We start from the raw sequence: 12,439 nt of genomic DNA, 5'->3' as shown, positions 1-12,439 counted from the left end.
GAGCCGCCCATGCCACGTTCCCGTCGTCAAGAAATCGCACACCAATTTGCCGAGGGCCTGGTTGCGCAAATGTTGCAGCGATCCGGTAGTGAATTCTTTCACGTGACGCCTTCCCGCCCGGGCGAACACATCGGCCTTCTGGTGAGCCAGGGTGACGGCCTGTGCGGCATCGAAGTGCGGTATGCAGAGCGCAGCGAGGGTGTCGAGCAACTCTGGAACGAATGGAAAGACGCCGTTCGCGCATCCGGCAGGAAACGCCGCTCTGCGCTGGCAAGAACGATGAAGGCGATACGACGGGGGACAACGGCAAATCAAGTGGATCCTGATCTCCATCTGGTCGTGGTCACCGGCACGGGAGACAAAATATATACGGACCAGAGCATTGCGCCCTTGTTGACGCCGGATGACCGCACCCATATTTCCGTGCTGAGCGAGTAGGCCTGGCATGGCCTATCCCTGTCCCCTCACCCACCCCATCGGCCCCACCCCCATCACCTGCTTGAACACCCGGCTGAAGTGACTCTGGTCCGAGAACCCGCACTCCAGCGCAATGACCGACATGCTCTTGCCGTCCTCGCGCAGCAGCTGGCAGGCCAGCGCAATGCGCTGGCGCTGCAGCCAGGCGTGCGGCGGCAGGCCAAAGCTGAGCTTGAAGGCGCGCGAGAAATGCGCGCGCGACAAGCCGCACTGGGCCGCCAGCTCGGCCAGCGTGAGGCGCTGTCCCAAATTCGCCAGCATGTAGTCGCGCACCCGCACCTGCTGCCATCCGGCCAGGCGGCCGCTGTTGCGCGCCAGCGGCTGGCCGCCATAGTGCCGGGCCAGATGCGTGTGCAGGGCCAGCGTCACGCTGTCCATGAACACCGTATCGCCATCATTGGCCGCCTCGCCCAGCATCGGCAACATCGCCTGCACCAGGTGCCAGATCACCGGGTCGCGCACCGCCTGGCGCTGCTGCAGCCCGCTGATGCGGCGTCCGCCCTCCTCGCTCCATTGCTCGATGGTGGCGCGCGGCAACTGCAGGCGTACGTTGTCGTAGTCCGACAGGTGCTGGCAGCGCCACTGCTCGCGCAGGTCGGTGATGGCCATTTCGCCGCTGCGGTGGCCGCCCGCATGCACCAGCTGCCGGCCGCGCCACAGCTTGTGATGGCGAAAATCCTGCAATTGCACGATCACCGAAAAGGCATCCTCGCCCGGGATGTCGATCACCGGCACCGCCCCGGACGAGACGCCCGTGACCTGCGACTGCGCGGCGCGCGTCAGGCCCAGGCCGTCCTGCAGGCGGAGACGCTTGATGAAACGCCAGGGCAAGGGCTGGATCACGTGGAAAATCGATAAAAGTGAAAGAAAGAAAAACCACCCGCTCCAGTGGCGGCCAACAAGCCGACGCATCCGAAGCTGAGTGAAGGAAAACGCAAAAAAGGCAGAGCCGTCAAGCTCTGCCTTCCGCACCCTGCATCAGGAGGGAGCGCTCACATCGAGGTCCGCCCCGATTCAAACAGGAACCAGGCCCGCTGCTCGGCCTCGTCGATCCAGTTCTTTAGGGCCTGTTCACCTTCAATCTGTGAGATGCGTTGCCCCCAGAAGGCGGGCTGGCAAGGCGCGCGTCAGGGCTGGTGGTGGTGCCACCAGCCCTGACGTGCAACGCGGCCAGCGCGCCTTCTGGGGGCAACCCTCCGGGAGAGGCCGCCAAGCGTCGCCTGCCGTTGTTGCAGCTCATTGCCGTGGCACCACCACGGCGCGTCGCCGCGCCTAGGCAGTCAACGCTTGGCGACCTCTCGCACTCACAGATTGAAGGTGAACAGGCCCTAGCAGGCTGGCGGTAGCCACGTCACCGTGCTCATCGCACAGCTCGTGGGTTGCCATCATGAAACCGACCAGGCGCAGGTTGTCCTCGCGCAGTTCGGCCAGCATGTCGGAGGGTGTGACGAAGTCGGCATCGTTGTCGGCCAGCCGCTGCAGCTTGCCGACCTGCCCGGTGGACCGCAGTGTGGTCGCGCCGATCTTGCGCACCCGCTCGGCCACCGCATCGGTGATGGCAAGGATCTGCTGGGACTGGTCGTCCAGCAGCAGGTGATAGTCGCGGAAATGCGGCCCCGACATGTGCCAGTGGAAATTCTTGGTCTTCAGGTACAGCGCGAAGATGTCCGCCAGCAACATGGTCAAGGCCCCGCCGATCTCCTGGCTGGCCTGCGCGGACAGCACGCCAGGCGTAGCCAGCGGTGCCAGGCGACGCTGTTCAAGCTGCTGGCGTTGGTTTGCGTCCAGGCTCATGGTACTTACCCCTTCAGGAAGGCCAGCAGGTCTTCGTTGATCTGGTCCTTGTGGGTCGCGCACAGGGCGTGCGGTGCGCCGCCATAGATCTTCAGCTGCGCACCCGGCACCATCTCGGCCACCAGCTTGCCGGTGGTCTGGAAGGGGACGACCTGGTCGTCATCACCGTGGATCACCAGGGTCGGGAAGTTGAATTTCTTGATGTCTTCACGGAAGTCGGTGCCGGAGAAGGCGCTCACGCAATCCAGCGTTCCCTTCAGCGAGGCCAGCATGGCGATGTTGAAGGTCTGCGAGAGTACGCCGGTGCTGACCGCATCGGCCTTGCCCGGGCGGTTGGTGCCGAAGAAGACGGCGGCGAAGTCGCTGATGAATTGCGCGCGATCCTTGAGCAGACCTTCCTTGATGCCGGCAAAGACCTCGGCCGGCACGCCCTGCGGGAAGTCCGGCGCCTGGCCGAAGATCGGTGTCACCGCGCCCAGCAGCGCCGCCTTGGCCACGCGCTTGCTGCCGTGGCGGCCGATGTAGCGGGCCACGTCGCCGCCGCCCATGGAGAAGCCGACCAGGGTTGCGCCCTGCAGGTCCAGCTTGTTCATCAGCTCGGCCAGGTCATCGGCGAAGGTGTCGTAGTCGTAACCGCTCCAGGGCTGGCTGGAACGGCCGAAGCCACGGCGGTCATAGGCGATGACGCGATAGCCGCGCTCGGCCAGGAAGTTCATCTGGTATTCCCACATGTCGCCGTCCAGTGGCCAGCCGTGACCGAAGACGACCGGTTGGCCGCTGCCCCAGTCCTTGTAATAGATTTCAGTGCCGTCGCGGGTAGTGATGGTGCTCATGGTGTGACTCCTTGTGAGATGGTGTGGAGAGGCCGTGCAGGGGACAGCAACCGCCCTGCGCATGGCAGAGCGGCCTGGCAACGTTGAATCTGCCAATGAAGCTGGAAGAGAGACCGCCGTGAATCGACTTGATTCCTACGGCTGAGCTGCGGCCTGGCCCAGCCGCCACTGGCCCGGACCGCACAGCGCGATGGCCGTGAAGATCACCAGCAGCAGCCAGCCGAACTGCCCTTCCGCGATGCTCCAGCCGGGATGCACCGCCAGCATGGCCACCAGCAGCACGCCGATGATGGGCAGGCAGGCCAGGCGGGTGAACAGGCCCAGCGCGATCAACACCGGACATAGCGCTTCAGCCAGGATGGCGGACCAGAGCGATACCGTCGGGCCGAGGCCGAAGGGATCCTCGATGACGGTCAGCTCATGCGCGTAATGCATGAGCTTGGGCAAGCCGTGCACGTAGAACAGCATGAAGCTGCCGGCCACGCGCAGGAACAGCAAACCCGGATCCAGGGGCGGGACCGGCCAACCGGTCCGGCGAGCGGAATGATGCGCTTGCATGATCGGCCCCGCTCAGAACGCGAAGCAGCTGCAACCCAACGCGCCCCAGAAACCGGCGAAGTGGGAAACCGGAACGCTGGACTTGCGCGCCACGTCATGGGAGTGACCATGCACGCCGCACGAACCCGCGCAGGCATGCGGCAGCGCGGTCTTCTTCTGGCGTGCGGCATCGCTGCTGGCGACGGCGCGATAGTGTCCCGGCACCTTGGCCACCGGAGACCAGTCGGGCAGCACCGGGATCTCGCCCGGGCCGTGCGCGGAGAACGGACCAGTGCCATAGACCACCTTGCCATCCACCACGGTCATGACCGATTCGATGGACTTGATGTCGTCTTCATGCACGCTGAAGAAATCCGCCGACAGCACGGCGAGGTCGGCCAGCTGGCCGGCCTGGATGCGACCCTTCTTGGCCTGCTCGCTGGAGAACCAGGCGCTGCCTGCGGTCCACAGTTCCAGTGCAGTTTCGCGAGGTAACCTGCCAGTTGACCGGTACAGTTGCGTGCCGCCAACAGTACGGCCGGAGACCAACCAGTACAGTGCAGTCCAGGGGTTGTAGCTGGCCACGCGGGTGGCGTCGGTGCCGGCCCCGACCGGCACGCCCATCTCCAGCATCTTGGCCACGGGTGGCGTGTGCTCGGCGGCATCGCTGCCGTAGCGGTCGATGAAGTACTCGCCCTGGAAGGCCATGCGATGCTGGATGGCAATGCCGCCGCCCAGTGCCTTGACGCGCTCGATGTTGCGCTCGGTGATGGTCTCGGCGTGGTCGAACATCCAGTGCAGGCCGTCGAAGGGGATATCGCGGTTGACCTTCTCGAACACGTCCAGCATGCGCGAGATCGATTCGTCATAGGTGGCATGCAGGCGGAACGGCCAGCGGTTGGACACGAGGTGGCGCACCACCCGTTCCAGCTCCTCTTCCATGCCGTCGGCGAGGTCGGGACGCGGTTCGAGGAAATCCTCGAAGTCGGCCGCCGAGAACACCAGCATTTCACCGGCGCCGTTATGGCGCAGGAAGTCGTCCCCGTCACCGGGCTTGACCATACCGGTCCACTTCTGGAAATCGGCCAGTTCACTTCCCTTGTTCTGCGTGAACAGATTGTAGGCAATGCGGATGGTCAGTTGGCCGTCGGCTGCGAGCTTGTTGATGATCTGGTAGTCGTCCGGGTAGTTCTGGAAACCGCCGCCGGCATCGATGGCGCTGGTCACGCCCAGGCGGTTCAGCTCGCGCATGAACTGGCGGGTCGAATTGACCTGGTATTCCTGCGGCAGGGTCGGTCCCTTGGCCAAGGTGGCATACAGGATCATGGCATTGGGACGAGCGATCAGCATGCCGGTCGGATTGCCCGAGGCATCGCGCACGATCTCGCCGCCCGGCGGGTTGGGCGTGTCCTTGGTGTAGCCGACCGCCTGCAGCGCGGCGCGATTGAGCAGCGCGCGGTCATACAGGTGCAGCACGAAGACCGGGGTATCGGGCGCGGCCGCGTTCAATTCTTCCAGCGTGGGCATGCGCTTCTCGGCGAACTGGAATTCGGTCCAGCCACCGACCACGCGCACCCATTGCGGATGCGGCGTGCGCGCCGCCTGGTCCTTCAACATGCGCAGTGCATCGGCCAGCGACGGCACGCCTTCCCAGCGCAGTTCCAGGTTGTAGTTCAGGCCGCCACGGATGAGGTGCAGGTGCGAGTCGTTCAGGCCGGGGATGACGGTGCGGCCGCCCAGGTCGATGACCTGGGTGCTGGCCTGCTTGAGACGCATCACGTCGGCGGCGCTGCCGACTTCGATGAATTTTCCGCCGCCGATGGCAACGGCTTCGGCGATGGGGTTTTGCTTGTCGACGGTGTGGATCTTGCCGTTCAACAAAATCAGGTCAGGGGTGACGCTGGCTGCGGTGGTCATGGAGGCTCCGGGCATGGGCTGCAACGATGAAGAGGGCGGATTGCGCAGGGTGTGGCGTCGCGGGCGGCGAACCGTCCATCTCATGCGCTTGTGTTGGTGCTTTTGTTGGTGATGGCAGTGTGCAAAAACGCGCTGCCAGCGTCTAGCTATACGAACAGATAATGGCAGCGCCCTGCCCGCTTGCCTATGATCGCCTCCGGCAGCCTCACTCCCCTGCCACGCCGCTGCGCACCGCCTCTCCCCGGCCAAGGCAGCGGCTGCCGTCTCCCTGCTCACTCCACCTACGGAACCATCATGACCACCAACACCAAACTCGACGTCCTGACCCCGACCAACTGCCAGCTCATCATCATCGACCACCAGCCGCAGATGGCCTTCGGCGTGCAGTCGATGGACCGCCAGGCACTGAAGAACAACGTCGTCGCCCTGGCCAAGTCGGCCAAGGTCTTCAACATCCCTACCGTCATCACCACCGTGGAAACCCAGGGCTTCTCCGGCTACACCTATCCGGAACTGCTGTCGGTCTTCCCCGAGCACGACATCCTGGAACGTACCTCCATGAACTCCTGGGATGACCAGAAGGTGCGCGACGCCCTCAAGGCCAACGGCAAGAAGAAGGTGGTCGTGGCCGGCCTGTGGACCGAAGTCTGCAACAACAGCTTCGCCCTGTGCGCCATGGCCGAAGGCGACTACGAGATCTACATGGTGGCCGACGCCTCCGGCGGCACCTCCAAGGAAGCCCACGACTACGCCATGCAGCGCATGATCCAGGCCGGCGTCATCCCCGTGACCTGGCAGCAGGTGATGCTGGAATGGCAGCGCGACTGGGCCCGCAAGGAAACCTACAACGCCGTCATGGACATCGTGCGCGAACACTCGGGGGCCTACGGCATGGGCGTGGACTACGCCTACACCATGGTGCACAAGGCCGAGCAGCGCCCGCACGGCAACCAGAAGATCCTGGCACCGGTACCGGCCAGGTAAGCCAGTCCGGTCACCGACGCCGCCGCGCTCCTGCCCTGCATCGGCGGGACGCGGCGGCGTCCCATCTTCACGAGGAGCCGGGCCATGTCCGCTTATCTGATTTCCCTGGGGGCCGGCATCCTGATCGGTGTCGTCTACGCGCTCTTCAAGGTGCGCTCACCGGCACCACCGGGCATTGCCCTCATCGGCCTCTTGGGCATGGTGCTGGCCGAGCGCCTGGTCAACGGCCTGGGCCCCCTGCTGGGCCACTGATCCCGGAGTACGCATGAAACCTTACCTGATCTCCCTCCTGATGGGCCTGCTGGCCGGCCTGATCTACGCGGCCCTGCACGTGCAGTCACCGGCACCGCCCATCATCGCCCTGCTCGGCTTGCTGGGCATGCTCATCGGCGAACAGCTGGTGCCCATCGTGCGCCGCAAGCTGGCCGGCGAGCCGCTGAGCGCAGCGTGGTTTCACCGCGAATGCATGCCCAAGATCACCGGCACACCGCCGCCGGACGCCAAGTGAGCCACCGGGCAGACGATGATGAGCGAAGGGGAGACAACGCCACCATCACACCGCCCCATCGCGGTGATCGATGACGATCTCGGGGTCCGCGCGGCCCTGTGCAACCTGCTGGATTCCGCCGGGCATCGCCATTGCAGTTTCGATGGCGGCGAGGATTTCCTCACCAGCACCTGCCTGCCGGTAGCCGCCTGCGCCATCGTGGACCTGAACCTGCCGGGAATGAGCGGCTTCGAACTGGCCGAGCAGCTGCGCAGCCTGCGGCCGGACCTGCCGGTGCTGTTCATCTCGGCGCAGGTCACGCCGCTGCAGCGCCAGCGCGCCACGGCCATGGGCATGGCGCTGCTGGTCAAACCGGTCGACGCCGATACCCTGCTGGTGCTGCTGACGTCCACCCTGCTCTACGGCCCGCCCTGAACCGCGCGCGTCGGCAATGCGGCACAATGCGGCCTTGACCTCATCATCCTTGCCTGGAGATCCCCTTGCCGTCCGACCCGCGCCCTGCCGACGACGATGCCCTGCTGCACGCCCTGCGCGAATTGTCGGCGCTGCTCGACCCGGTCCTGCTCAAGCCGGCACTCACCCGCGCGCTCTGCCATCTGGCCGGTGCACGGCGCTGCCTGCTGGTGCGACATGAGGCCGACCTGACGCTGATCGAGTCCGAGGCCCGGCGCGATGGCATGGGCGTCTGCAACAGCCAGGATCACTGCATCGCCGGGCCGGACGATCTGCACACGGCCACGCTCACCCTGCGCCTGAGCCATCGTGGCCTGGCGCGTGGCGAACTGCTGCTGTATTACGACGCGCCACCCGCTGCGGCCATGACGCGCTGCGCCCATCACCTCGCCGCCCACGCCGCCGTGGCCCTGGCCAATGCCGCCGACCATGCGCAGGCCTTGCTGGAAAAGGAACAACTGCTGTGCGCCGAGCGCGAACTGCGCACCAGCCAGGAACTGCTCAAGCAGGGCGAACGCTTCAACCACGCCGGCAGCATGCGCTACCTGGTGCGCGAAGACCTGATGTTCTGCTCCGATGAACTGTGCCGCATCTACGGCCTGCCGGCGGGCCGCAACTGCATCACCTATGACGAGTTCGCGTCCATCATGCATCCCGATGACCGGCAGGAAGTGATCGAGACCGTCAATGCGGCCGTCGCCATGGGCGGCACCATCCGCGTGGAGCACCGCATCTGCCGCCAGGACACGGGCGAGGTGCGCTATCTCTCCGGCATCGGCAAACCGGTATGGGTGGATGGCACCTTCACCGAATACGTGGGGACGGCCACCGACATCACCGTGCGGCGGCAGGCGGAATACGCCATCCGCGCGGCCCAGGTGGACATGGAGCGCGTCTCGCGCGCCAACACCGTGGGCCAGCTGACCGCGTCCATCGCCCATGAAATCAACCAGCCGCTGATGTCCATCGTCTCCAACGCCGGGGCCAGCCTGCGCTGGCTGAACCGGCCCGTGCCGGAACTGGAGCATGCGCGCGCCGGCCTGCGCGATATCATCAGCGAAGGCCAGCGCGCCGGCGGCATCATCAGCAGCCTGCAGAACCTGACCCGCAATCGCGCGCCGCAATTCGAGCGCCTCGACCTGGCTGCGCTGATCCGCCATACGCTGACCCTGTCACGCAGCGAGCTGGATCAACGCGAAGTGCATCTTTCGCTGTCCCTGCCGCCTGCCGAGGTCCATGTACTGGGGGATACGGTGCAGTTGCAGCAGGTGCTGCTGAACCTGGTGGTCAATGCCATCGATGCCATGGCAGCGGTGCCGGAAAATGCACGCACGCTCAACATTGGCGTGAGCTGCTGCAATGAACAGCGCGTGAAGGTAGAGATACAGGATAGCGGCGAGGGCATCGCGGACGACGCCATGCCGCACATCTTCGATGCCTTCTATACCACCAAGGAAACCGGCATGGGCATGGGGCTGGCGATCTGCCGTTCCATCATCGAGACCCATCGCGGCCGCCTGCGCGTGGAGGCGGCGCAGCCGCAAGGGACGGTGTTCAGCTTCGACCTGCCGCGCGTGCCGTGAGCCCCGCAGCCCTCAGCCCAGCCGGCGACGCCATGCGCCCGGACTGCTGCCCACGATCTGCGAGAACACGCGGCTGAAATGGCTCTGGTCGTAGAAGTCGCAGGCCACTGCGATCTCGGCCAGCGACAACCCGCTGTGGCGCAGATATTCGCGCGCCATGTCGACCCGCTGCAGCAGCAGCCACTGGTGCGGCGTGTGGCCAGTACTGGCCTTGAAGGCGCGCAGGAAGTAGCTGGCCGACATGTTGCATTCGCGCGCGATCTCGGGAATGGAGACCTGGTCGCGGTTTTTCTGCAGCAGCATCTGCTTGGCCCGCTCCTCGTGCAGGCGCGACAGCCGCACATGGCGCGGCGCAGGCAGGCTGGCCCCGCCATAGCGTTGCAGCAGATGGGTGCCCATGGCCAGGCCGAGCTGGTCGACGAACAGGTGATTGTCGGCATCGGGCTGGGCCAGTGCCGGGGCCAGTGCGGCGGCCAGATGGGCCAGCACCGGATCATCGTGGCCGGTCACGGTGGCCAGTCCGCTGGCCTTGCGTCCGCGCAGATCCTCGTTGACCGTGGCAAACCATGACAGCGGCAACTCCACCAGCAGGAAGTCGAAGGGCGTCTGCAAGTCGGCCCGGTAGTCTTCCGAAAAATCGCGGATGTAGACGGCACCGCGTCCGAACTCGAACTGCGCGCCCTGGCGGCCGCGGAAGATGCTGCGGCGGTGCTGCGACGCCATCGAGATGCCGACCAGGAAACCGCGATCGGAGGCCGGCGTGTAGACCTGCGACACCTCACGGCCTTCAACCCGCTTGCGATAGAAACTGAACTGGCTGCCCTGCAGCTCCTGGCTCTGCTTCAGCGCAGTGGACGAACAGCCGAGAGAGTCGCTGCGTGCGGGGGCGTTGGCAAGCGGGACCTGGGCAGTCATGGGCGACCTCGTGGAAAACTGGAATGCAGGAGGGCATGCGACAACCCTGTTCCGGGATTCTACAGGGCCGCGCATTCCCGTGTGAGGAATCAACAGCTTGCTTGCCCGCGACTACTGTTGCTTGCGGGCAGCCTCCTGCAGCATGGCCTCGCCCAGCTGCACATGGCCGCGCTCGGCCAGCGTTCTGCCTGCGCCTTCGATATCCCGCACGTCCTTGTTCTGGCTGAGCTTGCGCTTGCCTTCCAGGCGCGTGATCTCGATTTCGATGCCGACAATGGCCTTGAGCAAGGTATCGGTGTAGTCGGCAGGCGCATCGGACATCTTCCACGGCTTGGCCTCGCCGGCCTCGTGAGTCCGGGTCAGGCGCGCCACCACGCCGCGCAGGTAGCGCTCGTCATCGCGGATGGTCACGCGGCCATGGGCATGCGCCACGCTGTAATTCCAGGTCGGCACCTGGCGATGCGCCTCATGCTTGCTGGGATACCAGCTCGGCGAGATGTAGGCATCCCCCGCCGAGAACACCACCAGCACTTCATCGCCATCGGCCAGCGCGCGCCACAGCGGATTGGCGCGCGCCACGTGCAGATGCAGCGTGCCCAAGGCCCCCTGGGCAGGGTCGAGATGGCAAGGGAGGTGGTTGGCATCCAGCCCGCTGGCCGTGTGCGAGACCAGCACGCCGAAGGGATGGGCGGTGATGAGCTGGTGCAGGCTGGCAGTGTCCTGGTCGGCGAAATGGGCGGGGATGTACATGGCGGGCGGCTGGCGTTGGACTGGCGTTGAAGGGAGAGGAGCGCCCTATTCTATTGCATCCTGCGCCGCGACTTCCTGCAGTTGCGGACAGCTCCAGTCAACGTCACCGTTCGCTCAGCGCGCTTCTGCGGTCTGCGGGCTGACCGGCATGGCCGAGCTGGGCAGGCCGAAGACACGGTCAAAGCCGAGGTTGAACAGATAGGTGTAGATCATGAAGAACACGATCAGCCCGAAGTCCAGTACCAGCGCTTCCCACAGGCTGATGCCCAGCCACCAGGCGAACAGCGGCACCAGCATCACCACCAGCCCGCCTTCGAAACCGAGGGCGTGCGCGGCACGGCGCGCAAAGTTGCGGCCACGGCGCGGCTGGCGTGCCTCCCAGCGTTCGAACAAACCGTTGAAGATGAAATTCCATACGAAGGCGATGGTCGACGAGGCCACGGCGGCGGCCGATGCATGGCCACTGTCATGGCCCGCGAAGACGCTCAGCCCGACCGTGGTGAAAATGATGGCCAGCCCCTCGAAGAGGCAGGCATAGACCAGCTTGCGTTTGAAACCTTGCATGAGTTGCTCCTGAAGACTGCGGCGCGCCAGTCCTCTGGCCGCGCGATGGAAAGCATTCTATGATGAAGTTTTTGATGAATGAAGTCGGCTTCTTTCAGTTTTTCTGACAGGTCGGCACTGCCATACACACAAGGAACAGACGATGGCTTTCTCCAGTGACAACGTCAGGGTCTTCCTGGCCGTGCTCGACAGTGGTTCGTTCTCGGCGGCGGCGCGCCAGCTGGGACGCGTGCCTTCCTCGGTCAGCATGACCATCAGCCAGCTGGAAGCGGAGCTGGACCTGGTGCTGTTCGACCGCACCGCGCGCGATGCCCGACCGACCGAACTGGCGCACGCGCTGGAACCGGATGCACGCCTGCTGGCCAGCACCCTGCGCCAGCTCGACGCCCACGCGCTGGCCATGCATCAGGGACTGGAGCGCAAGCTGACGCTGGCGGTGGCCCCGGAACTGCTGTCGGTGCCCTGGGCCAAACCGCTGGCGGTGCTGGCGGAAGAATTTCCCTCACTGGAGGTGGAAGTACTGTCCTCGCCGCAGGCCGATGCCATGCGCATGCTCTATGACAATACGGCACAGCTGGCGCTGGTCTTCGAGCGCCATGCCGGCAATGACCGAGAGGCCTTCCAGGAATTCAGCAGCGAGATGATGGTGGCGGTGATCGCACCCGAGCATCCGGCGCGGCTGCGCAAGAAGCGCAAGCTGCGTTATGAAGACCTGTACGACATCCGCCAGATCGCCGTGGCCAGCCGCGATGCCAGCATCTCGGACCCGCGCTTCTTCCTCGCACGCCACCTCTGGCGCACCGACAATCACCTGGCCACGCTGTCGCTGGTGCGCGAGGGACTGGGCTGGGCCTATCTGCCGCACAGCCTGGTGCAGGCACAGATCGAGGCCGGTACGCTGGTGGTCATCGATTTCGACAACATCAGCAACCAGCAGCGCATGTGGGTGGATGTGGTGTGGAACAAGGACCAGCCGCTGGGGCTGGGGGCGCAGCGTTTCATTGCCCTGATGCGCGAAATGGCACCGAGCCGGCGCAAGCGCGCGCAGAAATGAATGCGGCCCGCAGAAACTGTTCGGACTGAGCCGCTCCGTCAGGGCCGGCTCGAAGGCGCTGCGCGGGCAA

At 65.1% G+C, this 12,439-nt stretch carries 15 protein-coding genes; 7 read left to right on the top strand and 8 right to left on the bottom strand.

Annotation, left to right across the window (positions count from 1 at the left end; all coding sequences use genetic code 11):
* Positions 1 to 9 precede the first annotated feature (9 nt).
* Positions 10 to 438 (top strand): hypothetical protein, encoded by a 429-nt coding sequence (locus tag ACWHXP_RS22215; protein WP_489635028.1) that lies wholly within the window; start codon positions 10 to 12, stop codon positions 436 to 438.
* Between the two features lie 12 nt (positions 439 to 450).
* On the opposite strand, the gene ACWHXP_RS22210 is transcribed toward ACWHXP_RS22215, so the two are convergent.
* The 5 genes from ACWHXP_RS22210 to ACWHXP_RS22190 all read right to left on the bottom strand — a co-directional run bounded on the left by ACWHXP_RS22210 (position 451) and on the right by ACWHXP_RS22190 (position 5,558).
* A complete protein-coding gene (locus ACWHXP_RS22210; RefSeq protein ID WP_489635029.1) occupies positions 451 to 1,320 on the bottom strand; it encodes a helix-turn-helix domain-containing protein in 870 nt (289 codons plus the stop codon).
* Between the two features lie 429 nt (positions 1,321 to 1,749).
* The gene (locus ACWHXP_RS22205) at positions 1,750 to 2,271 is read right to left on the bottom strand and encodes a Dps family protein (RefSeq protein WP_489635031.1); all 522 of its coding nucleotides are present in this window, start codon (positions 2,269 to 2,271) and stop codon (positions 1,750 to 1,752) included.
* 5 nt (positions 2,272 to 2,276) lie between these two features.
* The gene (locus tag ACWHXP_RS22200) at positions 2,277 to 3,104 is read right to left on the bottom strand and encodes an alpha/beta fold hydrolase (protein ID WP_489635032.1); all 828 of its coding nucleotides are present in this window, start codon (positions 3,102 to 3,104) and stop codon (positions 2,277 to 2,279) included.
* A 135-nt stretch (positions 3,105 to 3,239) separates the two neighbouring features.
* The gene (locus tag ACWHXP_RS22195; protein WP_489635033.1) at positions 3,240 to 3,662 is read right to left on the bottom strand and encodes a DoxX family protein; all 423 of its coding nucleotides are present in this window, start codon (positions 3,660 to 3,662) and stop codon (positions 3,240 to 3,242) included.
* A gap of 12 nt (positions 3,663 to 3,674) precedes the next feature.
* Positions 3,675 to 5,558, bottom strand: a complete 1,884-nt coding sequence (locus ACWHXP_RS22190) for an amidohydrolase (protein ID WP_489635034.1) — start codon at positions 5,556 to 5,558, stop codon at positions 3,675 to 3,677.
* Between the two features lie 294 nt (positions 5,559 to 5,852).
* Here ACWHXP_RS22190 and ACWHXP_RS22185 point away from each other — a divergent pair, with 294 nt between their 5' ends.
* The 5 genes from ACWHXP_RS22185 (at position 5,853) to ACWHXP_RS22165 (ending at position 9,086) form a co-directional block, all read left to right on the top strand.
* Complete coding sequence (locus tag ACWHXP_RS22185; protein ID WP_489624092.1) at positions 5,853 to 6,542, top strand: hydrolase; 690 nt, start codon at positions 5,853 to 5,855, stop codon at positions 6,540 to 6,542.
* 84 nt (positions 6,543 to 6,626) lie between these two features.
* Positions 6,627 to 6,794: a DUF1427 family protein gene (locus ACWHXP_RS22180; protein ID WP_083859654.1), complete on the top strand. Its 168-nt coding sequence runs from the start codon at positions 6,627 to 6,629 to the stop codon at positions 6,792 to 6,794.
* A 13-nt stretch (positions 6,795 to 6,807) separates the two neighbouring features.
* Complete coding sequence (locus tag ACWHXP_RS22175) at positions 6,808 to 7,050, top strand: DUF1427 family protein (RefSeq protein WP_034334045.1); 243 nt, start codon at positions 6,808 to 6,810, stop codon at positions 7,048 to 7,050.
* Between the two features lie 15 nt (positions 7,051 to 7,065).
* On the top strand, positions 7,066 to 7,464 hold the full coding sequence (locus tag ACWHXP_RS22170) for a response regulator transcription factor (protein WP_039783145.1): 399 nt from the start codon (positions 7,066 to 7,068) through the stop codon (positions 7,462 to 7,464).
* A 65-nt stretch (positions 7,465 to 7,529) separates the two neighbouring features.
* A complete protein-coding gene (locus tag ACWHXP_RS22165) occupies positions 7,530 to 9,086 on the top strand; it encodes a sensor histidine kinase (RefSeq protein WP_489635035.1) in 1,557 nt (518 codons plus the stop codon).
* Positions 9,087 to 9,098: 12 nt separating this feature from the next.
* Here ACWHXP_RS22165 and ACWHXP_RS22160 read toward each other — a convergent pair whose 3' ends face one another.
* From ACWHXP_RS22160 to ACWHXP_RS22150, 3 genes are all read right to left on the bottom strand, one after another.
* Complete coding sequence (locus ACWHXP_RS22160) at positions 9,099 to 10,001, bottom strand: helix-turn-helix domain-containing protein (protein ID WP_489635036.1); 903 nt, start codon at positions 9,999 to 10,001, stop codon at positions 9,099 to 9,101.
* 111 nt (positions 10,002 to 10,112) lie between these two features.
* Positions 10,113 to 10,751, bottom strand: coding sequence for an FMN-binding negative transcriptional regulator (locus ACWHXP_RS22155; RefSeq protein WP_489635037.1), 639 nt, complete (start codon positions 10,749 to 10,751; stop codon positions 10,113 to 10,115).
* 114 nt (positions 10,752 to 10,865) lie between these two features.
* Positions 10,866 to 11,315, bottom strand: coding sequence for a PACE efflux transporter (locus ACWHXP_RS22150; RefSeq protein WP_034331311.1), 450 nt, complete (start codon positions 11,313 to 11,315; stop codon positions 10,866 to 10,868).
* A 142-nt stretch (positions 11,316 to 11,457) separates the two neighbouring features.
* On the opposite strand from ACWHXP_RS22150, the gene ACWHXP_RS22145 reads away from it, so the two are divergent.
* On the top strand, positions 11,458 to 12,369 hold the full coding sequence (locus tag ACWHXP_RS22145; RefSeq protein ID WP_489635038.1) for a LysR family transcriptional regulator: 912 nt from the start codon (positions 11,458 to 11,460) through the stop codon (positions 12,367 to 12,369).
* Positions 12,370 to 12,439 lie beyond the last annotated feature (70 nt).

The organism is Herbaspirillum sp. Her2, from assembly GCF_057961375.1.
The sequence above is the reverse complement of the archived record's forward strand: the minus strand, read 5'-3'. Positions and strand labels throughout refer to the sequence as shown.

Bases quoted from the DNA above. Each gene is read 5' to 3' on its own strand.
- ACWHXP_RS22200 (WP_489635032.1), bottom strand. From the start codon at position 3,104: ATGAGCACCATCACTACCCGCGACGGCACTGAAATCTATTACAAGGAC.
- ACWHXP_RS22180 (WP_083859654.1), top strand. From the start codon at position 6,627: ATGTCCGCTTATCTGATTTCCCTGGGGGCCGGCATCCTGATCGGTGTC.
- ACWHXP_RS22205 (WP_489635031.1), bottom strand. From the start codon at position 2,271: ATGAGCCTGGACGCAAACCAACGCCAGCAGCTTGAACAGCGTCGCCTG.
- ACWHXP_RS22185 (WP_489624092.1), top strand. From the start codon at position 5,853: ATGACCACCAACACCAAACTCGACGTCCTGACCCCGACCAACTGCCAG.
- ACWHXP_RS22195 (WP_489635033.1), bottom strand. From the start codon at position 3,662: ATGCAAGCGCATCATTCCGCTCGCCGGACCGGTTGGCCGGTCCCGCCC.
- ACWHXP_RS22190 (WP_489635034.1), bottom strand. From the start codon at position 5,558: ATGACCACCGCAGCCAGCGTCACCCCTGACCTGATTTTGTTGAACGGC.
- ACWHXP_RS22170 (WP_039783145.1), top strand. From the start codon at position 7,066: ATGATGAGCGAAGGGGAGACAACGCCACCATCACACCGCCCCATCGCG.
- ACWHXP_RS22160 (WP_489635036.1), bottom strand. From the start codon at position 10,001: ATGACTGCCCAGGTCCCGCTTGCCAACGCCCCCGCACGCAGCGACTCT.
- ACWHXP_RS22175 (WP_034334045.1), top strand. From the start codon at position 6,808: ATGAAACCTTACCTGATCTCCCTCCTGATGGGCCTGCTGGCCGGCCTG.
- ACWHXP_RS22215 (WP_489635028.1), top strand. From the start codon at position 10: ATGCCACGTTCCCGTCGTCAAGAAATCGCACACCAATTTGCCGAGGGC.
- ACWHXP_RS22155 (WP_489635037.1), bottom strand. From the start codon at position 10,751: ATGTACATCCCCGCCCATTTCGCCGACCAGGACACTGCCAGCCTGCAC.
- ACWHXP_RS22145 (WP_489635038.1), top strand. From the start codon at position 11,458: ATGGCTTTCTCCAGTGACAACGTCAGGGTCTTCCTGGCCGTGCTCGAC.
- ACWHXP_RS22150 (WP_034331311.1), bottom strand. From the start codon at position 11,315: ATGCAAGGTTTCAAACGCAAGCTGGTCTATGCCTGCCTCTTCGAGGGG.